The following is a 19,710-nucleotide window of genomic DNA, read 5'->3' on the forward strand; positions in this document are numbered from 1 at the left end:
AAACGCCTTCTGACCAGCGGAAACGCTGGTCATTTCTTTTTCCCGACCTATGCACATCGCTTTCGGGCCAAGCGCCTTGACTGTCCACGATCGTGGGCACATGGTGTTCTCATGGCAGATGAGCGGTACAACATCGGGCCCATGGCTGCCTCTTGGCTGCGCGCCCTCAAGTCAGAGAACAAGAGTGACAACACCATTCGTATCTACGCGAACGCCGTGAACTCGTTCGCGCGGTTCCTGCTCGACCAGGACGCCGGGTATCGGCCGGTCGCCGACGAGGAAGGAACACCCGGACGGCCCGCGCCGTCCGAACTCGACGAGGTGCACCGCGAGCATGTGCAGGCGTACATCGCCGCCACGATCGCGCGTACGTCGCCGGCGAACGCACACCAGCACTTCCGGGCGCTGAAAACCTTCTTCAACTGGCTCACGGACGAGGAAGAGATCGACCGCACCCCCATGCGGACGATGAAACCGCCGACGGTCACCGAGAACGAGGTGCCCGTCATCCCCGAGGCCGACCTCGTGAAGCTGTTCCGGGCGTGCAAGGGCAAGACGTACGCCGACCGTCGAGACACGGCGATCCTGCTGCTGTTCCTCGACACGGGCGTGCGGCTGTCGGAACTCACCGACCGCAAGGTCGTCGACCTCGACCTCGACCTCATGGTGCTGCGCGTCCTCGGGAAGAAGGACAAATGGCGTTCAGTGCCGTTCGGCCGGACCGCGGCGACCGCCCTCGACCGGTACCTGCGGGCGGCGGCGAAGCACAAGGGCAAGGCGCTCGAAGAGGACATGTGGCTGTGGTGGGGCGACCGCGGGCAGAAGATGCACCGCTTCACCATCTGGGGCGTGGGGACCATGCTCAAGCGGCGGTGCGCCGAGGCGGAGATCGACCCGATCCACCCCCACCAATTCCGGCACACGTTCGCACACTTGTGGAAGGTGAACGGCGGGAACGAGGACGACCTCATGCGCATCACAGGGTGGAGTTCCCGGCAGATGCTGTCCCGATACGCGTCGTCGGCCGGCGCCGAGCGCGCCCGCTCCGCTCACGCTCGTCTCAGCCCGGCCGACCGCCTCGGCTGAAAAACGACTGCGCCCCGGTGCCCGGCTCGTCGACGAGAGCCGGCTACCGGGGCGTACTTGTGCAGGGTGGGGGGTTAGCCTCGCTGCACTTCGAGGTTCCCGACGAGCTGTGGCATACGGAGGCACAGGAGTGCGAGCGCCGCAGCCTCGTCGATCTGCTGGGGATCATGAGCGAGCCGGACGTACCCGCCGAAGTCGCGGTACACCACTGGCGTACCGCGGTCGAGTTCGACCTGCTCAACCCGCACATCTGTCACGTGACCCCCTGTTCCCGCCGTCCGATTTACGAGCACCACAAATCGAACCGGCGTTCGACACGCGCGAGGTCTGATCACTCTACGACGAGGCGAGCCGTAAACACAGGGCGTATCACACGCAACAGTGGGTGACCTCGTCACCAGATATATGCAAGCTAAACGCAGTTCCCGGCAGCGTCACCCGTTCGGGTGAGCGCTTACTTTTCGGCGTCCCACCGATCTGCTACAGCCTGCGCCTTATCGGTCGATTCGCCCTCTGCGCCGATGGCGCGAATCAGCCGCGCGGGTGCGCCGGCCGACAGCTCGGCGTCGGTGTACCCGATCACCTGCAGGTGCGCCGCCGCCGCGACGATCTCGCGGTCGAGGCCGAGGCCGATCGCGACGGCGCCGACGAGCTGCGGCGTGATGTCGTACCCCTGATCACCGATGATCTTCGCCGTAAGGCTCTTGCTCGGCGACCATCCGGTATCCGGGTCCACAGCGACAGCGGAGAACTCGCGTGTCGACATGCGTCGGTCTCGGCCGACATGCGCCTTCACGAGTTCCGTGAGCGCGTCCCGCTGCTGTGGCATCCCTCCGCCTCTCAAGGCTCACAAGTCCACGCCCAAAACCGGGCGAATATGCGAATTCGCAGGTCAGGGCGTACAACCTTTTTCACTTGGCAGACATTGTCCACGATCAGGGGCAGCTATGGGGGCCGGGGGGGATTCCCGGCTGATTCTTAACCCCCGCATAAGCTGCCCACGATCGTGGACACCGCTCGAACGATGTGCTGTACTGGCGTTGTCCACGATCGTGGGCAGCAAAGCGGAGGCTCATCCATGGCTCATGCCCGGCGACTGCATCTGACCGACAGGTACGTGCTGCGCGGACTGATGACATGGGCGCCGGGCGGCAGCTCACTGGATATCCGGAAGCTCGCCGACGCCGTCGGCGTCTCGAAGAGCAAGATCGGCGCGCTGCTGTCCGGTGAACGACCTTCGGTCACGGAGGACGTTGCCGACCGCATATGCGAGGTGCTCGACGTACGCCGAGACGCTCTTTTTTACGACCCACTGCCCACGCCCATGGGCGTGGGCGGTCATCCGAAGGAAGGGGCTCGAAGTGAACACGAGCGAGCGTTCGCAGCAGATGAGGTTCGCGGCCCACATGAGTTGGGCGAACACGCCGAACCGGTCGGCCCGTACCGCCGCCGCCCGTAGGGCGTCGCACCACACGCGGTTCCTCGCCATGGCGCGCGAGCAGCACCCCGACGCGACCGAGGCAGAGATCACGCAGGTCGCCGAGTCGCTGCGCAAGGCGCATTACAGCGCGCTCGCCCTCAAGTCGGCGGCCGCCCGCCGCGCGAAGAGCGAGGCCGCGAAGGAGAAGAAGCGGGCCGAGGCGCGGCAGCAGCTCGCGCAGTACCGCCCCGGCTCGGCCGCCGCCTGACATCACCCCGGACGCAAGTCGGGGCCGACCCGGACCGGCATCCGGAACGACCCCTGTCGGCTCGCGCCCCACTCAACTACTGCAGAAAGCGAGGCGAGTGCCTTGAGCGCACAGCCTATCCCGCTCCGTTCCGCGAAAGCGCCGAAGATCGACCCGCAGCTCGTCGCGGTCGAGGCGGCGATCGACTACCTGATGTTGCCGACCGTGCGGCCGCCGCTCGTTCGCGAGGACGGCGTACACGTCGTCGTCGCCGACGGCGAGCAGTTCGCACAGTGGACGTACGCCCTCGGCGGCGACGTGAACCGCGCGCCCGCCCTCGACGGGGCGTCGCTGTGGACGCTGCGCACCGAGACACCGCAGCGCGCCGACGGCTCGACCGTTCGGATCCTCGTACACGTCCCCCTCGTGCACGACGAGTTCGTGCCGGCCGAGTTCCGAGGGGCGGCGTCGGCATGACGAACACGAACATCGAACGGGCAGCCCGCGCGATCGCGGCCGCCGTCGTGCACGGCACGACGGGCGACCCCGCCCTCGAAGCGGCGCAGCAGCTCGACGAGTTGGGACTGCTCACCCGGTCGACCGACCCGTTCTCGACGCCCGGTAAGAACCGGCCCGCGCCGAGCCCGGCCGCCGTCGCCGCCCTCGCCGAGTGCGGCAAGGCGAAGCGGATCGCCGACACCGCCCGCGCGCAGATCGACGGCATGCCGGGCACGCCCGACGTGTCCTCGGTCGGCGGCGAAGTGCGGTTCGTCGTTCACCCGAGGTCACTCGCCGACTGGAAGCAGTGGATGCACGCCCTCGGCGTCGGCGATTCGCGAGCCGACTCGACCGGGGTGTCGATGACCGTCCGCTGCACGTACGGCGGTGTCCGTGCCCGCCTCGTCGGCGTCGGCGTGCCCGCGCTGTACGGCGAGCAGCTCGCCGACCTCGGTCGCCGGATGGCGGTCCGGCCGTGATCGACAACGTCATCAGCGCCGTGATCATCGCGCTCGTCGCGATCGCTCTGCTGCTCGCTTCTTCTGCCGGGGGTTCCCGATGACCAACACCAACAGGCCCGTTGACGGGCCGTACCGCATCACGACCGAGCCGATTCCGACCGGCGTAACGCTCGACGTCGAGCCGTTCGTGCAGGGCATCGTGACCGACGTCGTCGAGGCGCTGCTCACCGACCGGTTCCTCGACCGGTTCGACGGGCTCGTCGACATGCAGGCGCGTGACCCGCACCTGATCGAGCGGCCGCAAGATCTGCCGTTCGAGGGGCTCGTCGACGACCTCGTCGCCGAGGTGCGCACGAAACTGCCGGTCTACGGCCGGCAGTGCGGGCGCCTCGCCGAGCGGCTGCTGACGCTCAGCCTCGCCGGGCAGTTGCAGTCCCTCGCCGACCGCCGGGCGGCCGCCGCTCAGCGCACCGAGAGGGGCGCGGCCGCGTGAAGCTGACGTATCGCGACGAGTGGCGAGTGATGGTCACTCTCAAGCCTCGCCGCCCCGCCGACCTCGGGCTCACCGGCCTCGACGAACTCGCCGAGTTCGTCGCCGCGAGCGGGCCGATCACGGTCGCGGTTCTGCCGCGCCGCCTCGGCAGCCTCGGGTTCGGCGCCCTGTCCATGAGTGACAGCCTCGTGAGCCGCGACGTCGAGGGCGACTACCGGCGACGCTGCGACGAGATCGCCGCCGAGCTGCGGCAGCGCCCGCAGGTCGACGAGGTGACCGTCACCTGCAGCGAGACGCACACGTGCTCGTACTGCCGGTTGCGGTGGGAGGTGCTCACCGCAGACGAGGCGGCCGACGACTCGACGAATCAGGACGAGCGCAGCGTCGAGGGCGAGCCCGTGTGCTGCGGCGAGGCGATCGCCGAGTTCCGTACCGAGCGGGGCATTCCGCAGCTCGCCGAGGCGGGTGAGCGCGCGTGATCCCGCTCCCCAACGCCCGCCGTGCGGCCGCCGAGTGCCTGCGCGAGTACGACCTCGACGGACTGCCCGAGTGGCGCCTCGCCGCCGACGACGACACCGGCCGGACCGAGCCGCGGTGCATCGCGCCCGTGTGCCCCGACCCGGAGCACGAGCGGGTCGACGCGAGCGTGTACTCGTGCTGCCCCGGACCGGTCGTCGAGGTCGGCGACCGCGTGCTCGCCGAGTACCTCGTCGCGCTGCTCAATGACGACCGCGGGGCGGGTGAACAGTCGTGAGCGCCCGGACCGTGATCGAGCACGCGCTGCGCGTGTACTACGCCGACAGCCGCGACCCGCAGCACGTCGTCGAGCGGCTGCTCGCGCAGTACGACGCCGAGCGCGCGATCTCGCCGCTGTACGTCGCCGACTACGACAGCGCCCCGCTGACCTTGCACCTGACCCGCGAGGCCGCCCGCGCCGCCTGCGACGACGTCGCCGAGGTGGACGCGCACGGCCGGTATTGGGACTGGCGGACTGAAGACGGCGACGTCGATCGGCAGTTCTGGGCGCACCCCGACGACGACTCGCCCATCGGCTACACCGGCGGCGCCGTTTGGCAGATCAGCGTCGAGCCGAGTGAGAAGGACACCCGCGGCGGATCGCCGCAACAGGGCGAGTCCACTCACGAGCAACGGCACCCGCGCCCGTGCGAGTTCCCGACCGTGCTGCCGTGCCAGTGCCCGCGCCCGTCGGCGCTGCCCGAGTCGTCGTTCATCCGAGCCCGGTACCGCGCCCGCATCGGCGCGTTCTCCGCGGGCGTCAAGAACGGGCACGGCGACGCGCACCTGTGGGTGGGTGAGCTGCGGTGACCGACCCGAAGTGGGCCGTCGCGACCGACCGGGGTCGGTACTACCAGGACCCCGCCGGGGGGCCGGACCTGATCAGCGTCACGAACGCGCTGTCGAGCATCGCGAAACCGGCGCTCGTGCCGTGGGCAGCCGGCCTTACCGCCGACGCCGTCATCGCCGACCCGATCGCGACCGCCCGGCGAGCACGGACCGAGCCGACCGCGCTGCGACGCGAACTCGTGGCGGTGTCACGGGAGTACACCGACAAGGCTCGCGACCTCGGCACGCGGGTGCACCTGCGGGCCGTGTCGCTCGTGCTGAACACGCCCTACCCGTACGACCCCGAGGTCGAGCCGTACGCGGTGCAGCTCGCCGCGTGGTTCCGGCTGTGGCGCGTCGACTTCGAGCGCGACGTGTTGGCGGTCGAGATGACTGTCATGAACCGCAAGCGCGGGTACGCCGGGACCGGCGATCTGTGGGTGTGGCTGCCGACCGGCCGGTATCGGCGGCGGCAGTTGTGGCTCATCGACTACAAGACGAGCGCGAAGAAGCCGGCGAGCACGGTCTACGACGATCAGCCGCTGCAGCTCGCCGGCCTGCGGCACGCCCCCGAGTGGCTGCTGCCGGACGACAGCAGCGAGCCGGCGCCGCGGGTGCACCGTACGGCGCTCCTGAACCTGCGGACGCGCAGTCGTCGGCTCATCGAAGTGCCGTCCGGCCGGCGTCAGTTCCGGGCGTTCCTCGGCGCTCTCGAAACCTCCCGCTACCTGCATGACGCCCCGACCTCGTATCCGGCGGTCGACCCGCCGTGGGCGCCGGGCGCATCCGATCGAAAGGCAGCGTGACCATGGGATCGCGCATCATGACCATGAAGCGGCAGGCGGCCGAACTCGGCCGCATCCGCACCGGCTACAGCCGGCCCAACCCGAAGCCGAACGGGCGGCCGATCCCGGTCAAGTCCAAGACGTTCATCCTCACGTCGCACTCGCGCGAGTACGTCGCGGCCGCGGCCGAGCTGTACGGCGGCCGGGTCGAGCAGTGGACCCCGCAGGGGCAGCCCGTCGCGCAGTGGCGGGTCATCACCGAGGCGACCGAGCTGCGGGCGATCCTGCCCGCCGGCGACCCGCTCGACCAGTCAAACGAGATGTGGACGGGCGGCGGCTGCGCGCGGCGCTGCGACGGCGTGACCGAGCGCCTGTCGGGCGACCCGTGCATCTGCCTCGCGCGGTACGGCGAGGACTGGCACGAGCGCCCCGCCGACGAGGTGTGCCGCCCGACGTCCCGCGTCGGCGTGTTCCTGCCCGATCTTCCCGACCTCGGCGTGTGGCGGATCGAGACGAAGTCGTATTACGCGGCCGACGCGCTCGCCGGCGGGCTCGACACCGTGCTGCAGGCGACGGGCGGCAAGGGCATGATGCCCGTCCGCATGTGGATCGAGCAGCGCAAGGCACTGCGCAAGGGCAAGACAAAGCAGTTCCAAGTGATCATGATCGTGCCGTCGCTGCCGAAGCTGCGGCACGCCCTTACCGGTCCGATCAGCACGGCGGCCGCCCTCGATCCGGCAAGCCTCAATCGGCCCGCGATCGAGGCCGCGCCCGCCGAGCTGCCCGACTACCTCGCCGACGCCCGCGCGTGCCGTACGTCCGCCGAGGTGCGCGAGGTGTGGCACCGGGCGAACCGCGCCGGGCACGTCGCCCGCGACGGGTCCGACGAGCTGTCGCGCGACCTCATGCGGATCGCCGAGGACATCGACAAGGGGATCGACCCGACGACGGGCGAGGTCGGCGACCAGGACGACGGCGGCGAGGGCGACGAACTCGGGCCGGACGACGACGGCGTGTACGACGTCGAGGTGCTCGGCGAGGGCGACCAGGACGCAACCGAACCGCCGACCGCGCAGCCCGCGACCTCATGGCCGGCGGCGGCGCAGCCCGGATCGGGGGCACGCCGATGACGTGGCACTTCGGCCGATGGTCCGCGTTCGATCTGGAGACGACGGGCGTCGACGTCGAGAACGACCGGATCGTGACCGGCGCTGTGCTCTCGCGCGGCGGCGGCATCGAGGCCGAGGCCGGCGAATGGCTCGCCGACCCCGGTGTCGAGATCCCCGCCGAGGCGACCGAGGTACACAAGATCACGACCGAGCATGCGCGAGCGAAGGGTGACCCGGCGCGCGACGTCGTACGCGAGATCGCCGCGGAACTCGCCGGGCAGGTGCTGCTCGCCGGCTCGGCGATCGTCGGGCACAACGTGTCGTACGACTTGACGCTGCTCGACCGCGAGTGCCGCCGGTACGAACTGCCGACCCTGCACGACCGGCTCGACGGCACCCCGCTGCACGTGATCGACACTCGCGTGCTCGACCAGCACGCCGACCAGTTCCGCAAGCGCCCGAGCGAGCAGCAAGGGGCGCGGCAGCTCGTCACGCTCGCGCAGGTCTACGGCGTGCCGTGGGACGACGAGGCGGCGCACGGCTGCTCGTTCGACGCACTCGCCGCCGCACAGATCGCCCGCTCGATCGCGGAGATCGCACACACGCGGTGGCGTGACTTGCCCGAGCGGATCCAAGCGATCCGGCGGCCGCGGTTCTACGCGTTCCGCGATCTCTCGCTCGCCGAGCTGCACGCCGCACAGATCGAGTGGGCGGCCGAGCAGGCGGCCGGGCTCGAAAAGCACTTCCGGAAGACAGACCCGAACGCGGTCGTCGACCGCGCGTGGCCGCTGCGCCCGTGGGTCGAGCCGAGCACCGAAGGGGCACCCGCATGACCGACCGGAACATCATCGGATTCGACGTCGACCGCAACGGCAGCGCCGTGATCGTGGTCGCGGTGCAGCGCGACGGCTCGTACACCGTGCGCACGCCGGGCGTGTGCAAGTCGCTCGCCGCCGAGCTGCTGCGCGGGATCGCCGACCGGCTCGACGCCGAACACGGCCCGTTCCCCTGCACCCCGGCGCCCGAGCAGCACGACCGGCCGCGCGAGGACCGGCCGGCCGACCCGCGCGGCGGCCGCCTCGACCGCGACCGCGGCGTGTACCGCGACCCCCGCGGGGACTCGTGGGACCTGTCGCTGTTGTGGGGCGACGAGTTCGACCGCGAGTGGAAGTGGCACGGCAGCACTGACCGGCTCGGCGAGCCGCTGCTGCGGGCCGAGGACGACGGCGAGGTGCAGCCGCTCGGCGTGCTGCGCGCCCTGTACGGCCCGATCAGTCCGCGCTCGGGCGGTGCGGCATGACGCACTCGATCCCCGGACTGATCGCCGTGGGCGACGAGCCGCTGCTCGCCGACCGCCGCACCGGCAGCCCCGACGAGTTCCGCGTGTTCGGGCTCGACCTCTCAATCACCTCGACCGGCGTGTGCAGGCCCGACGGCTCGACGTTCCGGATCCGGACCCGGCAGAAGGACGGACCGCGCCGGCTGCTGCACATCCGGGGGGCCCTGATCGCCGAGATCGCCGAGCACCGGCCGCACCTCGCCGTGATTGAGGATCTGCCGACCCGCATGCACCCGAGGTCGCTCAAGCCGATCGCCGCCCTGCACGGCGTCGTGCAAGCGCTGCTGCTCGACGCCGACGTGCCGTGGGCGTACGTGGCCCCGGCGACGTTGAAGAAGTACGCCGCCGACAACGGCGCCGCCTCGAAACGGGACATGACCGCGGCCGCGTTCCTCGCCGACGGCGCGCAGTTCGAGAACGACGAGGGCGCCGACCAGGCCGACGCATGGTGGCTGCGCGCGGCCGGCTACGACTGGTGCGGGCTGCCGCGGTTCTCGATGCCGCAGGCGCAGCGCGACGCCCTCGGCAAGGCGGATTGGCCCGACGCGTACGTGCAGCGCTACGTGATGGGGGCGGCCGCATGATCGTCGAGGGATTCGGGGGGCCCGGCGGTTGGGCCGTCGCACTCAAGCGGCGCGGCGCGCGGCACGTCGGTATGGAGACCGACCGCGACGCGTGCGCCACGCGTGCCGCGGCCGGCCACCCGACGATCCGGTGTGACGTGACCGCCTACCCGACCGCCCCGTTCCGCGACCGGATCACGGGCAAGGTCGACTCACCGGTGTGCACGCCGTACTCGCGCGCCGGGAAGGGGCTCGGAAAGGTCGATCAGCCGGTCGTCGCGCAGGCGATTGACGACCTCGCGCACGGCCGGGACACCCGCGCCGCGCTGCGGGCCGAGTGCGCCGACAAGCTGTCGATCCTGGCGGCCGAGCCGATGCGGTGGCATCACGACCTGCGCCCCGAGTGGATCGTGATGGAACAGGTGCCCGACGTGCTGCCGCTGTGGCAGCAGTACGTCGAGGTGCTCACCCGCTGGGGGTACTCGGCGTCGGCGCGCGTGCTGAACGCTGCCGACTACGGCGTGCCGCAGACCCGTCGCCGGGCGGTTCTCGCCGCCTCGCGGATCCGCGAGGTCGTGTGGCCCGAGCCGACGCACTACGACCCGGCACGCGGCGATTGGTTGTGGGGGACGCCGTGGGTGTCGATGGCCGAGGCGCTCGGGCTGCCGCCCGGCGTGGTGGTGAACACCCGCGGTGACCGGCCGAAGGACGAGCGGGGGCGGGCGGCGGGCGGGAACGAGTTCCCGGCCGACGGCCCGAGTAACGCCCTTACTGGCCGGGCCCGTTCCTGGAAACTCCGCTCCGGTCAAGTCTGGAAGTCGCGCCCCGATCAGCCCGTCGAGCGGTACGAACGCGCGATCAGCGCACCCGCTTTCACCATCACCGGGTCGGCGATCAGTTGCAAATGGGTGGGCGACGGCATCGAGGAGCGCAACCTTTCGTTGGCGGAAGCGGCGACTCTCCAGACGTTCCCGGCCGGGCACCCGTTCCACGGAACCCGCACCTCGCAGTTCAGGCAGGTCGGGAACGCGATACCGCCACTGCTCGCCGAGGTCGTGTTCGAGGCCGCGGCCGGCCCGGTAGTCGATCGGGACGGCAGCGAGCTACGCGTCGAGGTCGCGGTATGAGGCGCCGCTGCGCCGCGGCCGGCGCCCCCACCATCCCCGGCACGGCTGTGAAGCCGCGCCGCCGGACGTCCGACGAGATCACCGCGGCGATGTCGCGGCCGGTTCCGCCGGTCCCTGATCAGGGCGACCTCGTCGAGCACTGGCGCGACTGCGGGTTGCTCGACGACGAGGCGGTCGACGCCCTCGGCGGCGAGCAGCCGTGAAGGGGCTCGGGCCGACCATCGGCAACCCGCACCCCGGCTACGGGCTGCGGGTCCGCCTCGACAGCAACAAGGCGAAGAGCCTCGCCTCGGGCGACTTCACGTGCCCGTGCGGGCACGCCGAGGACGCCGTCGGATACGCCGAGGTCGAGTTGCTCGCCGTCCGCTACGGCCGGCACCGCCGCGACGAGTGCCCGATCCCCGAGGTCAGAGAAGAAGGCGCACGCCAGTACGCCGCTCTTGAGCGGTCCATGAAGAAGAAGCGAAGGAAGTGACTCACCCATGCCGAGGCTGAACGAAGATGCCGAGGTCGAGGTCAAGCTCGACAGTGCCGGCGCGATGCTGCAGCAGGCGATTCCCGCGATCCTGCGCCGCGGGCTGTTCGAGGCGCCCGGATCGAGGATCGTCGCGGTCGTCGAGTTCGCGAGTACGACGTACACCGGGCACGCGGCCGACGAGGACAAAGACCCGCAGGTAAAGCTCAGGGTCAAGCTCGCCGAGGTCGCCACCGAGGGCGACACGATACGGCTGCTGCGCGAGGTGCAGCGCGCCATGTACCGGCAGCGCAAGATGAACGGCACGCTCGACGAGATCGGGCCCGGCTCGCAGGACGTCGAGGCGACCGTCGCCGCGCTGCTCGCCGAGCAGCCGACCGAGGTCGAGTTCGAGGTGCACGAGGAACGCAAGCGTGCGCAGCGAGGCGGAAACCGAGCCGAGCAGTTCTGATGCCCCGCCCCCCGAGCAGCAGTGGCGGCGCTCGTCGTGAGCGCTGCCGCTGCGGCCGCACCGTACTGCGGCAGCTCGTCGGCAACCGTGCGGCGCTCGCTGTGACCGCCGACGCCGACGAACTGACCGCCGCGGCGGCCGCGTTGCTGCGCGAGCCGAACCGGCTCGACTGGTGTGTACGCACCTCGGCGGGCGGACCCGACCTGCAGTGGGCCGACTGCCACCGACGCAAGGCGGAGTGCACCCGCCCGCACGTGATCGACCATCAGTGCACGGCGCCCCCCGGCACTGGCGCCCACGCCCACGGGCGCGGGCGAGGCGGGCGCCGCCCCCGTACGACCTCGGTTCCCGAGGGACAGCTCACCCTCGGATAGGAGAACCCCGATGCCATGGTTCGTCGTTGACGACAACGCCCACAGCCACCCGAAGATGATCGCCGCCGGGAACGCGGCGCTCGGGTTGTGGCTGCGCTGCGGCGCCTACGCCGCACAGCACCTGACCGACGGCATCGTGCCCGGCGTCATCGCGAAGATGTACGGCTCGAAGCCGCAGATCGCGAAGTTGGTCGCTGCCGGGCTGTGGCACGAACGCGGGCACTCGTGCAGGCACCCGAAGTGCGCGCAGCCGGCGCCCGGCGACTTTTTCATTCACGACTACCTCGCCCCGTACAACCCGTCGCGCGCCGAGGTAGAGAGCAAGCGCGAGCGGGCTGCAGAGAAGAAGCGGCGGCAGCGCGCCGTGCAAGATCCGCTGCCGAACCGTGGCGGATTCGCCGACGGTCTGAACGAGAACCGCGGACGATTCGACGACGATTCGTCGACGGACCGTACGCCGGAATATGACGACTACGCAGGTCGCGGCGGTGCGTCCCCTGGGGACAGCTCGGGGACTCGTGCGCACGCGAACCCCTCCCCTCCCCTCCCCTCCCACGAGGGGGGTGAAGGTAGAGAGGCACCTGCAGGCGGTATGCGCGGCCGGGCGGCTCTCTCTCAGATCGCCGCCGACTGGCAGCCGAGCGACGACGACGTGCGCGCCGCGCAGCTCGCCCGCGCCGACAGCGGCCGCGAGCAGCTCACCGGGCAGCAGATCGACGCCGTCACCCGCAAGTTCCGGCAGCGCATGCTCGACGACCAGGTGCGCGCCGCCGGGTTCGGCGGCCGCTGGCAGCAGTGGGCCGAGAACGAGCGCACCGAGGCGGCGCAGGGGCCGGGCGGCGTCGTCGTCCCCTTCGCGCAGCAGCCCATGACCAAGTCACAGCAGCAGCGCGCCGGGCTCGACCGGCTGCGCGAGCGCCTGAACGGAGGTACCGCGTCGTGACCCTTGACGAGACCCTCGAACTGCTCTCGCAGATCTCCCTCGTCGACGACCGAGTCGTGAAGGTGAACGAGACCGAGCAGGCTGCGCAGCTCACGATGTGGGCGGCGATCCTGCGCGACGTCCCCCTCGACTTCGCCGGCCGGGCGGTCGGCGACCACTACGCCGAGTCGGCGTGGGCGGTCATGCCGAAAGACATCGCCGCCCGGTGGCGCACCGAGGCTCGCCGCCGGCTCGACCGGCACGTCGGCACCTTCGAGCCGACCTCGCACCCGCACCTCGACCCCGACAACATCCCCGGCTACCGGGCGGCGCTGCGGGCCGAACGCGAGGGCGTACGCCGCGGCGGCGCCGATCCGGTAGAGCTGCGGGCGCTGCTCACCGGATCCGAGCCGGCGGCCGCCGGTCGTCCGAACGACACGTACCTGCAGGCTCGCGAGGCGGTACGGGCTGCCCGCGAGGCTGCGCGCACCGCACCCCAGGAATGCGAGGTGTCCTCGTGAAGGTGTCCGTCGACAAGCAGCTCGCCGAGACCGTGCCCGACGGCACGTTCGGCGGCGCCCGACCCCGACCCCGCCGCGGCCGCGCCCGCGAGCAGCAGCGCCGCAAGCCGGACCCCGACGCCGCGCGCCACTGGGCAGAACTCGGCGCCGCTGTCGCCGAGATCGATCACTCGAACGGCTACGGCGTGAACAACCGCTACCGACAGACCAGGGAGACAGCAGCATGACCGAGAAGCCAATGACCGCCGTCGAGGCGCTGCTCGCGTTCGCCCGTCGCGTCGTCGACGACGAGGCCGCGCGGGCACTGCTCGACGAGGCCACCCTCGAACTCACCGGGCGCCGCGTCGTACGCCCCGATCAGCAGCTCGTGCCGCTGCGGTTCACCCTGCGCCGTCATCACGACGTGAGCGGAGTGAGCGGCGACGGGTCGGTCGCCGACGGCGTGCTGTGGCCGGACGGAACCGCGAACGTCCGGTGGCGCGGCGAGCACCCCTCGGCCGTGTTCTGGGACCGGGGGCGCGTGTCGGTCGAGTTCATCCACGGACATCAGGGCGCGACCGAGATCGTGCTCGTCGACCAGGACGACGAGCAGGTACTGCCCATGCCCATGGGCGTGGGCGATAAGGTGGGCGCCGCCCCGCTCGTCGTTCGACGCGTCCTCGAACACGCCCTACGCCGTCCCGTTCCGTGCCCGAAGTGCGAGCGCACCTCTCAGTGCAGGTGCATCGCCGACCGGACCGAGGCCCGCATCGACGTCGTGCTCGGCGCCCTCGCCCCATGGCTCAACACCGGTACAGGAGAGGCGGCATGAGCGACGAGTTCGAGCCCGACGAGTTCGACGACCTCGACGAGGCCGACGTCGAGCAGCTCGCCGACCTCTCCGACGACGACCTCGCGGCCGCCCTCGACTGGCTGTACGAGAAAAACCCGCTCGCCGGCTACTGCACTCCCGTGACCCGGCGGCGCAAGCCGGACGCGATCGGCCGCAGCGTCGTCGACCTCCCGCCCCTGTAGTCCCGCCCGCCATCCACAGACTGTGAGGAACCCCGTGGACAACACCACTACCGCCCCGGCGGCCGACCACTTGACCGCCGCGCTCGACGAGATCCGGGCATGGCGACACCAGCACCCGCACTTCGACGCACCGCAGTTCGCCGGGCTCGACGCGATCCTCGACCGTGCCGCCGTCGGCCGGATCGAGCGCCGCCTCGACTTGCCCGAGGCGACCTCGCTGCCCGAGGCGGTCAACGCCCACCACGAGGTCATGTCGCTGCGCCGCCGGATCCTCGCCGACGCCGCGCGGGCGTGGGATCTCGTCGAGGCGCGAGCAATGCGGCAGATCGCGCGGTTCATGCCGCCCGCCGAGGCCAGTGCCGAAGAGCAGGGAGAGAGGGGCGCGTCATGAGGCTGCGCATCTACCGGAAGGTGTGGCACGACCGCCTGCAGGATCTGCTCGCCGTCGCGCGCGGCTACTGCAATCACTGCCCGCGCACGGACGAGGCGGGCGGCGGATACCGGCATTGGCGCTGCGCCTACCGGCGCGGGCACCGCGGGATGCACCGGTACCGGAACTATGTGTGGGACGCGCAGGGGCGGGTCGAGTACAGCCCGGTCGACCATCTGCCGCCCTCGCAGCCGAACGAGCGGCACGGCGTGCTCGCGCGCGGCGAACTGCGAGCTGCCCGTCGGCGGGCTCGCGACAAGCGGCGCCGAACGGTCTGACACGACGAAGGGGCGCCCCAAGCCGGCAAGCACCGGGCGCCCCGTTCCCCTTCGCGGTGTGATCAGCCTACGCCCCACGCACCACAGGAGCGCTCACCATGCAGCACACCGCCCGCCCCCGTACCGCCCTCGACGACCTGCAGGTCGTCGTCGACCACTGGACCCACTTGCGCGCCCTGATCGACACCTCGCAGACCTCGGACTCGTGGCCGCCCGCCATGGGCAAGGCCGAGTACCTGCGCACCCTCGACGAGCACGACCGCGACGAGACCGCCCTACTGCTGCAGCACGCGCAGCACCTCGTCACCAAGACCGACGAGCACGGCCGGCCGCGGTACGAGTGCCTGCACTGCGAGTACGTCGGCGAGGGGCGCAGTCACCTGCCGCGCCCCGACCGGCACCCCGGACAGCTCGGCGAGCGCCCGGTGCCGTTGCGGCTGCACGTCGTCGACGCGTGCCGCGCGGTCGAGGTCGCTCTGTGCTCGATCGCCGATCAGGTCGCCGCCGAGATTCAGCGCGACACGGTCAAGGCGCTGCGCCGGCCGATCCCCGGCGACCCGGTCGGGCTCGCCCTCGCCATGCTCGCCGCACGCGACGAGGCCGACCCTGCCCGGTGGCACTTCACCATGGGCGACCGCAGCGCGGTACGGGCGGCCGAGTGGCTGCTCGGCCGGCTGCGCGGCGACGAGGGGCCGTGCATGCCGCTGCGCGACCATCACCGGGCAGCGATCGGGCTCGTCGCCCGCGAGGCTGCGCGCCGGATCGAGCGGACGATCGGCGGCACTATCGACCGGTACGCCGTGACAATGGATCGGCCGTGCCCGTACTGCGGCAGCGCGCTCACGATGCACGCGGGCGGCGGCGAGAACGACGCGGTGACGTGTGCCGGTCCGGACTGCTCGGCGCCGGTCGGGCTCGACGGCGGCCGCCGTACGTGGTCGACGCCCGCGCAGCTCGCCACCCTGCAGCGGGAACTCGACGGGGCGGCTCGGCGCCGGAAGCGGGCCGACGACCGGGCTCGACAGCGAGCAGCAGCTCGGGATCGCGCGGCCGCGTAGCACTCACCCGTCGGCGGCGGTTCCCCACGATTGGGGGCCGCCGCCTCGCCATTCGATCAGGCCGGACTCGGCGACCTCGCTCGGTTCGAGTTCGAGGCCGGCTCGGCGCAGGAACTCGGCGACGTCGACGAGGCTGTGCGCGAGCCCGAGAATCTCGCCGTCGACCCGCACGCGGCGGCCGCCGGTCGGCGAGGGCGGGTTCACGATCACGGGGCGCTGCGCGTCCATACGGTCATGGTCCGGCCGGCTGCCGCCGCTCGCAGCGCGAGGTGCCCCGTCCGGGTACGACGAGACCCCGCCACATCGGGCGGGGTCCGGGTCACTGCTCGTCGTCGGCGTGTAGGTCGGTGCGCTCGCCGGGCCGTAGGTCTCGCGCATCCCAGTAGCGACGCACCTCGTCGAGATCCCACTCGTCACGGGTGCTGCCGGGCCGACGGCGGGGCGCTGGGAAGTCCTCGTGTGTACGGCGCCACGTGTGCACGTACTGCCGCGACACACCGAGTTCGGCAGCAACCTGGGACATGTTCCCCAACCTCGGTTCTCCCTCGCCCGCACCGTGTGTCGGCGGCTCTTCCCGCTCTGGCATGGCGCTCATCCTGCCCTAACCTTGTTGACACTGTAAAGCAGGTTCACCTACGGTCGAACCCGCACAACGGAATGCCCCGGCCGGCGCCGCGAACGCCATGTGGTCGGGGCGGACCGTGCCCCCAACTGTCGAGCAGAGGGCCGATCCGTGGCTGATAGTAACGGCGAGCGCCGCACCGAACCCGAGCGTGACCGACCGCAGCTCACCGCCCTGCAGCGCAAGCTCATCGCTGGCGTAGCGCTCGGCGCTGCCGTGATCGCCCTGATCGGGTTCATCGGCTCGTACGCCGCGGTTCGCACCCTCGCGGAAGCGAAGCACTTCGGCTCGTTCGCGCTGCTCTTCCCGATCGGGCTCGACGCCGGGATTCTCGTGCTGCTCGCGCTCGATCTGCTGCTCACATGGCTGCGTATGCCGCTCGGGCTGCTGCGTCAAACCGCGTGGCTGCTGACCGTCGCGACGATCGCGTTCAACGGGGCGGCCGCGTGGCCCGACCCGATCGGCGTCGGCATGCATGCCGTGATCCCGATTCTGTTCGTGGTCGTCGTCGAGGCGGCGCGGCACGCGATCGGCATCGCCGCGGACATCAGCGCCGCGAAGCACATGGAGTCGGTACGCCTGTCGCGGTGGCTGCTCGACCCGATCTCGACGTTCCGTCTGTGGCGGCGCATGAAGCTGTGGGAACTGCGGTCGTACGAGCAGGTGATCGCCCTCGAACAGGAGCGGCTGACCGAGCGGGCTCGGCTGCGGCACCGGTACGGGCGCAGGTGGCGCAGCAAGGCGCCGTTCGAGGAAGTGCTCGCGCTGCGGCTCACCCGGTACGGGCGCCCCCTCACCCCGGTCGAGGGCGCCCTCGTCGCCGAGCCCGCCCCGGCCGCCCCCGCCCCGGCGATCGACTACGCCGGCGGGTACGACCCGGCATGGGATGAGGCCGCCCCGTTCGACGACCCGGAACGGGAGGGCGCCCCGGCGATCGCCCCCGCCCCGCAGGGCGCCCCCGAGCTGCCGCCCCCGCCCCCGGCCGCCCCGGCGCAGGGCGCCCCGCAGCGCCCCGCCCCGGAACCCGAGGGCGCCCCGGCCGAGTCCACCCCGCAGAACGAGGGCGCCCCCGAACGCCCCGCCCCCGACGACCAGGGCGCCCCGCAGGGCGGCGCCCCCGACAGCGAGGGCGCCCCCGAGGATTCCGCCCCGCACGACGAGGGCGCCCCGGAGCGCCCCGCCGACGAGGACGAGACCGAGGCGCCCCGCGACGAGCAGCGGCCGCCGACCCGAGCCGAGGTGAAGAAGAAGATCAAGGCGCTGTACGCCGAGCTGAACGGCCGGCCCGGCGAGGGCGTGATCGTCAAGCTGCTGCAGTCCGAGCACGCGCTCGGCTACCCGTACAAGTCCCGCCGCCACGCGCAGAAGCTGCGCGACGAGGTCGAGGCGGACGACCCGAAGCTGCTCGAACTCGGCTCGCCCAACGTGCGGGCGCTCACCGGCACATGACGGTCTGACTGTGACCGCGACTGCAGTCACAGTTCGACCCCGCCCCCCTCTGACCGGCCGATACACCCCCCTCGCACCCACCCCTCGATCACAACGACCGCAGTCGCAGTGAAGGAGCAACCCCGGTGTCAGACACCGCAGCACCGCCCGCGCCCGCCGCGGCCGCGCCCGAACCGCCCGTCGAGGCGGCCGCAGCGCCGCCGCCCGTACCCACGCCCGAGCCGGCTGCCGAGGCTGCAACCGAGCCCGCACCGCGCGCCACCCGCAGCCGCGGCGTGCCGGTCGAGCCGCTCGTGATCGGCGTCAGCAACACCTCGGCCATGGTGGCGACCGCCGCGTATCAGGCAGCCGGCCCGGCTGGACTGGCGGGCGCGGCCGCGACCGTCGTCGCCCTCGCGGCCGGGGGCGCCCTGCAGCGCCGCCGTTCCGTCCGCCGTCGTACGACCGCCGTCGCAGGGCGCACTCGGGGCGGGGCGGGCACCTCGAACCGAGGGCGTACTCGGGGCGGGGCGTCCGGGGGCGCAGGGCGGGGCGGCACCTCGGGGCGGGGCGGGGCGCCCCGTCGGGGCGGATCCCGCGGGGCGGCCGCCGGGGCGCAGGGCGGGGCGGCGCCCCGGACACCGGGGCGGACCCGGCGGGGCGCCCTCGGCGCCCTCGGCTCACTCGGCGGTCGGGGCGCGGGGCGGCTCAAGTCGCCCCGGCTGCCCACGCCCACGAGCGGGGGCAAGCACAAGCGCCCCAAGCGGGGCGGCACCTCGCCCTCGACGTCGCCCTCGACCTCGTCGACCAGGACGCGCACGCCCCGCTCGCGCAGCCTGCTCGGGCGGGTGCGCCCCGCCGCGAGCGCAGCCCGTCGCGGCATGGTCAACACGGGGCGCGGCATCCGTGCCACGGGGCGCGGCATCGCGCGCACTGCCCGAGGTATAGGTCGCGCCGGTCGGTGGGCGGCCGCCCCCGCCCGCGCACTGTGGCGCAACACCGCGACGGCACGACGAGCTGCTGCTCGCCGCATCGGCCGTGCCGCGGGCGCGCTGTGGGACGGCGCCCTTTCCGGGATTGCGGGCGCCGCCTCGTTCGTGTGGAACCGCAGCGTGCGCGCCGGCCTCGCCACGCTGCGCGCCGTCTGGCAGCGCCGCCGACAGCGTCGGGCAACTCGCCGTACGGCCGGCGGTCCGGCCATGACGGGCCCGACGGTCGCCTCGTCGCCGCCGCCCGTCGCCACATTCGTACGCCGCCCGGCATTCGCCGGCGGTTCCCGCTCGACTCACGGAGGACACGCCATGTCCGGCGGACACCACTTCCTTGCACCTGCGATGGAACTCGAACGCATCGCGACGACCTACTCGCCCGACGGCATGATGCAGGTCGGCCGCGACTTCGGGAAGCTGCCCGACGCCCTCGAACACATCGCGAACGCGATGAAGATCTCGACCGCACGCGCCCACGAAGAGCAGCCGCTCGACCCCCGGATCATCGAGATCATGCAGGGCATTTACCGCCTGCAGATGAAGGCGAGCGAACTCGCCCGCGAGCTGCCCGGCGCGTTTCAGAAGCTGCATCACGTCGACATCGAGCGCCTGCAGAACCAGCGCAAGGGCGAGCGCGAGTGGGACGTGCGCGCGAACGCCGACACCTCTCTGTGAA

Annotated in this window: 33 protein-coding genes; 29 read left to right on the forward strand and 4 right to left on the reverse strand. The window is 71.7% G+C overall.

From position 1 onward, the window contains the following. Nucleotides 1-141 precede the first annotated feature (141 nt). The gene (locus OHA98_RS41740) at nucleotides 142-1,086 is read left to right on the forward strand and encodes a tyrosine-type recombinase/integrase (RefSeq protein ID WP_266930775.1); all 945 of its coding nucleotides are present in this window, start codon (nucleotides 142-144) and stop codon (nucleotides 1,084-1,086) included. Between the two features lie 74 nt (nucleotides 1,087-1,160). Here OHA98_RS41740 and OHA98_RS41745 read toward each other — a convergent pair whose 3' ends face one another. Continuing rightward, entirely contained in the window at nucleotides 1,161-1,343 is a 183-nt protein-coding gene (locus OHA98_RS41745) for a hypothetical protein (RefSeq protein ID WP_266930776.1), read from the reverse strand. A 197-nt stretch (nucleotides 1,344-1,540) separates the two neighbouring features. Then, nucleotides 1,541-1,915 (reverse strand): hypothetical protein, encoded by a 375-nt coding sequence (locus OHA98_RS41750; protein WP_266930778.1) that lies wholly within the window; start codon nucleotides 1,913-1,915, stop codon nucleotides 1,541-1,543. Between the two features lie 303 nt (nucleotides 1,916-2,218). Between OHA98_RS41750 and OHA98_RS43050 the strand changes: the two genes are divergently transcribed. The 26 genes from OHA98_RS43050 to OHA98_RS41880 all read left to right on the forward strand — a co-directional run bounded on the left by OHA98_RS43050 (nucleotide 2,219) and on the right by OHA98_RS41880 (nucleotide 15,995). Beyond that, a complete protein-coding gene (locus OHA98_RS43050; protein ID WP_353962260.1) occupies nucleotides 2,219-2,545 on the forward strand; it encodes a helix-turn-helix transcriptional regulator in 327 nt (108 codons plus the stop codon). A gap of 28 nt (nucleotides 2,546-2,573) precedes the next feature. After that, nucleotides 2,574-2,774, forward strand: a complete 201-nt coding sequence (locus tag OHA98_RS41760; protein WP_266930780.1) for a hypothetical protein — start codon at nucleotides 2,574-2,576, stop codon at nucleotides 2,772-2,774. A 102-nt stretch (nucleotides 2,775-2,876) separates the two neighbouring features. Beyond that, on the forward strand, nucleotides 2,877-3,230 hold the full coding sequence (locus OHA98_RS41765; protein ID WP_266930781.1) for a hypothetical protein: 354 nt from the start codon (nucleotides 2,877-2,879) through the stop codon (nucleotides 3,228-3,230). Further along, nucleotides 3,227-3,730: a hypothetical protein gene (locus OHA98_RS41770; protein ID WP_266930782.1), complete on the forward strand. Its 504-nt coding sequence runs from the start codon at nucleotides 3,227-3,229 to the stop codon at nucleotides 3,728-3,730. The genes OHA98_RS41765 and OHA98_RS41770 overlap by 4 nt, the downstream gene beginning before the upstream one ends. 79 nt (nucleotides 3,731-3,809) lie before the next feature. Next, a complete protein-coding gene (locus OHA98_RS41775) occupies nucleotides 3,810-4,205 on the forward strand; it encodes a hypothetical protein (protein ID WP_266930783.1) in 396 nt (131 codons plus the stop codon). After that, nucleotides 4,202-4,684, forward strand: coding sequence for a hypothetical protein (locus OHA98_RS41780; protein WP_266930784.1), 483 nt, complete (start codon nucleotides 4,202-4,204; stop codon nucleotides 4,682-4,684). The genes OHA98_RS41775 and OHA98_RS41780 overlap by 4 nt, the downstream gene beginning before the upstream one ends. Further along, a complete protein-coding gene (locus tag OHA98_RS41785) occupies nucleotides 4,681-4,959 on the forward strand; it encodes a hypothetical protein (RefSeq protein WP_266930785.1) in 279 nt (92 codons plus the stop codon). Before OHA98_RS41780 ends, OHA98_RS41785 begins: the two co-directional genes overlap by 4 nt. Beyond that, nucleotides 4,956-5,531 carry a hypothetical protein gene (locus tag OHA98_RS41790; RefSeq protein ID WP_266930786.1) on the forward strand — a complete coding sequence of 192 codons (576 nt, stop codon included), beginning with the start codon at nucleotides 4,956-4,958 and terminating at the stop codon, nucleotides 5,529-5,531. The genes OHA98_RS41785 and OHA98_RS41790 overlap by 4 nt, the downstream gene beginning before the upstream one ends. Further along, nucleotides 5,528-6,355, forward strand: a complete 828-nt coding sequence (locus OHA98_RS41795; protein WP_266930787.1) for a hypothetical protein — start codon at nucleotides 5,528-5,530, stop codon at nucleotides 6,353-6,355. Before OHA98_RS41790 ends, OHA98_RS41795 begins: the two co-directional genes overlap by 4 nt. Before the next feature lie 17 nt (nucleotides 6,356-6,372). Then, nucleotides 6,373-7,464, forward strand: coding sequence for a hypothetical protein (locus OHA98_RS41800; RefSeq protein ID WP_266930788.1), 1,092 nt, complete (start codon nucleotides 6,373-6,375; stop codon nucleotides 7,462-7,464). Continuing rightward, nucleotides 7,461-8,276, forward strand: coding sequence for an exonuclease domain-containing protein (locus OHA98_RS41805; RefSeq protein WP_266930790.1), 816 nt, complete (start codon nucleotides 7,461-7,463; stop codon nucleotides 8,274-8,276). The genes OHA98_RS41800 and OHA98_RS41805 overlap by 4 nt, the downstream gene beginning before the upstream one ends. Beyond that, nucleotides 8,273-8,743, forward strand: coding sequence for a phiSA1p31-related protein (locus OHA98_RS41810; RefSeq protein WP_266930791.1), 471 nt, complete (start codon nucleotides 8,273-8,275; stop codon nucleotides 8,741-8,743). Before OHA98_RS41805 ends, OHA98_RS41810 begins: the two co-directional genes overlap by 4 nt. Then, on the forward strand, nucleotides 8,740-9,366 hold the full coding sequence (locus OHA98_RS41815; RefSeq protein WP_266930792.1) for a crossover junction endodeoxyribonuclease RuvC: 627 nt from the start codon (nucleotides 8,740-8,742) through the stop codon (nucleotides 9,364-9,366). Before OHA98_RS41810 ends, OHA98_RS41815 begins: the two co-directional genes overlap by 4 nt. Further along, complete coding sequence (locus OHA98_RS41820) at nucleotides 9,363-10,472, forward strand: DNA cytosine methyltransferase (RefSeq protein WP_266930795.1); 1,110 nt, start codon at nucleotides 9,363-9,365, stop codon at nucleotides 10,470-10,472. Before OHA98_RS41815 ends, OHA98_RS41820 begins: the two co-directional genes overlap by 4 nt. Beyond that, complete coding sequence (locus OHA98_RS41825; RefSeq protein ID WP_266930797.1) at nucleotides 10,469-10,675, forward strand: hypothetical protein; 207 nt, start codon at nucleotides 10,469-10,471, stop codon at nucleotides 10,673-10,675. The genes OHA98_RS41820 and OHA98_RS41825 overlap by 4 nt, the downstream gene beginning before the upstream one ends. Continuing rightward, a complete protein-coding gene (locus OHA98_RS41830) occupies nucleotides 10,672-10,947 on the forward strand; it encodes a hypothetical protein (protein ID WP_266930798.1) in 276 nt (91 codons plus the stop codon). The genes OHA98_RS41825 and OHA98_RS41830 overlap by 4 nt, the downstream gene beginning before the upstream one ends. 7 nt (nucleotides 10,948-10,954) lie before the next feature. After that, a complete protein-coding gene (locus tag OHA98_RS41835; protein ID WP_266930799.1) occupies nucleotides 10,955-11,398 on the forward strand; it encodes a hypothetical protein in 444 nt (147 codons plus the stop codon). Further along, nucleotides 11,398-11,772 (forward strand): hypothetical protein, encoded by a 375-nt coding sequence (locus OHA98_RS41840; protein ID WP_266930801.1) that lies wholly within the window; start codon nucleotides 11,398-11,400, stop codon nucleotides 11,770-11,772. Before OHA98_RS41835 ends, OHA98_RS41840 begins: the two co-directional genes overlap by 1 nt. Nucleotides 11,773-11,782: 10 nt before the next feature. Then, a complete protein-coding gene (locus OHA98_RS41845) occupies nucleotides 11,783-12,715 on the forward strand; it encodes a hypothetical protein (protein WP_266930803.1) in 933 nt (310 codons plus the stop codon). Then, on the forward strand, nucleotides 12,712-13,215 hold the full coding sequence (locus tag OHA98_RS41850; RefSeq protein ID WP_266930804.1) for a hypothetical protein: 504 nt from the start codon (nucleotides 12,712-12,714) through the stop codon (nucleotides 13,213-13,215). Before OHA98_RS41845 ends, OHA98_RS41850 begins: the two co-directional genes overlap by 4 nt. Further along, the gene (locus OHA98_RS41855) at nucleotides 13,212-13,442 is read left to right on the forward strand and encodes a hypothetical protein (protein ID WP_266930806.1); all 231 of its coding nucleotides are present in this window, start codon (nucleotides 13,212-13,214) and stop codon (nucleotides 13,440-13,442) included. Before OHA98_RS41850 ends, OHA98_RS41855 begins: the two co-directional genes overlap by 4 nt. After that, complete coding sequence (locus OHA98_RS41860; protein WP_266930807.1) at nucleotides 13,439-14,026, forward strand: hypothetical protein; 588 nt, start codon at nucleotides 13,439-13,441, stop codon at nucleotides 14,024-14,026. Before OHA98_RS41855 ends, OHA98_RS41860 begins: the two co-directional genes overlap by 4 nt. Next, on the forward strand, nucleotides 14,023-14,229 hold the full coding sequence (locus OHA98_RS41865) for a hypothetical protein (protein ID WP_266930808.1): 207 nt from the start codon (nucleotides 14,023-14,025) through the stop codon (nucleotides 14,227-14,229). Before OHA98_RS41860 ends, OHA98_RS41865 begins: the two co-directional genes overlap by 4 nt. Before the next feature lie 34 nt (nucleotides 14,230-14,263). Then, on the forward strand, nucleotides 14,264-14,620 hold the full coding sequence (locus OHA98_RS41870; RefSeq protein ID WP_266930809.1) for a hypothetical protein: 357 nt from the start codon (nucleotides 14,264-14,266) through the stop codon (nucleotides 14,618-14,620). Beyond that, entirely contained in the window at nucleotides 14,617-14,937 is a 321-nt protein-coding gene (locus OHA98_RS41875) for a hypothetical protein (protein WP_266930810.1), read from the forward strand. Before OHA98_RS41870 ends, OHA98_RS41875 begins: the two co-directional genes overlap by 4 nt. A 98-nt stretch (nucleotides 14,938-15,035) precedes the next feature. Continuing rightward, nucleotides 15,036-15,995: a hypothetical protein gene (locus OHA98_RS41880; protein WP_266930811.1), complete on the forward strand. Its 960-nt coding sequence runs from the start codon at nucleotides 15,036-15,038 to the stop codon at nucleotides 15,993-15,995. Between the two features lie 3 nt (nucleotides 15,996-15,998). On the opposite strand, the gene OHA98_RS41885 is transcribed toward OHA98_RS41880, so the two are convergent. Next, entirely contained in the window at nucleotides 15,999-16,223 is a 225-nt protein-coding gene (locus OHA98_RS41885) for a hypothetical protein (RefSeq protein WP_266930812.1), read from the reverse strand. A 91-nt stretch (nucleotides 16,224-16,314) separates the two neighbouring features. After that, the gene (locus tag OHA98_RS41890; RefSeq protein ID WP_266930813.1) at nucleotides 16,315-16,518 is read right to left on the reverse strand and encodes a hypothetical protein; all 204 of its coding nucleotides are present in this window, start codon (nucleotides 16,516-16,518) and stop codon (nucleotides 16,315-16,317) included. A gap of 273 nt (nucleotides 16,519-16,791) precedes the next feature. Here OHA98_RS41890 and OHA98_RS41895 point away from each other — a divergent pair, with 273 nt between their 5' ends. Together OHA98_RS41895 and OHA98_RS42845 are read left to right on the forward strand one after the other, a co-directional pair. Beyond that, nucleotides 16,792-18,066 (forward strand): DUF2637 domain-containing protein, encoded by a 1,275-nt coding sequence (locus OHA98_RS41895; protein ID WP_266931008.1) that lies wholly within the window; start codon nucleotides 16,792-16,794, stop codon nucleotides 18,064-18,066. A 125-nt stretch (nucleotides 18,067-18,191) separates the two neighbouring features. Next, entirely contained in the window at nucleotides 18,192-19,709 is a 1,518-nt protein-coding gene (locus OHA98_RS42845) for a hypothetical protein (RefSeq protein WP_323179661.1), read from the forward strand. The last annotated feature ends 1 nt before the right edge of the window (nucleotide 19,710 follow it).

The sequence above is a fragment of the Streptomyces sp. NBC_00654 genome (genome assembly GCF_026341775.1).
GTDB lineage: Bacteria > Actinomycetota > Actinomycetes > Streptomycetales > Streptomycetaceae > Streptomyces.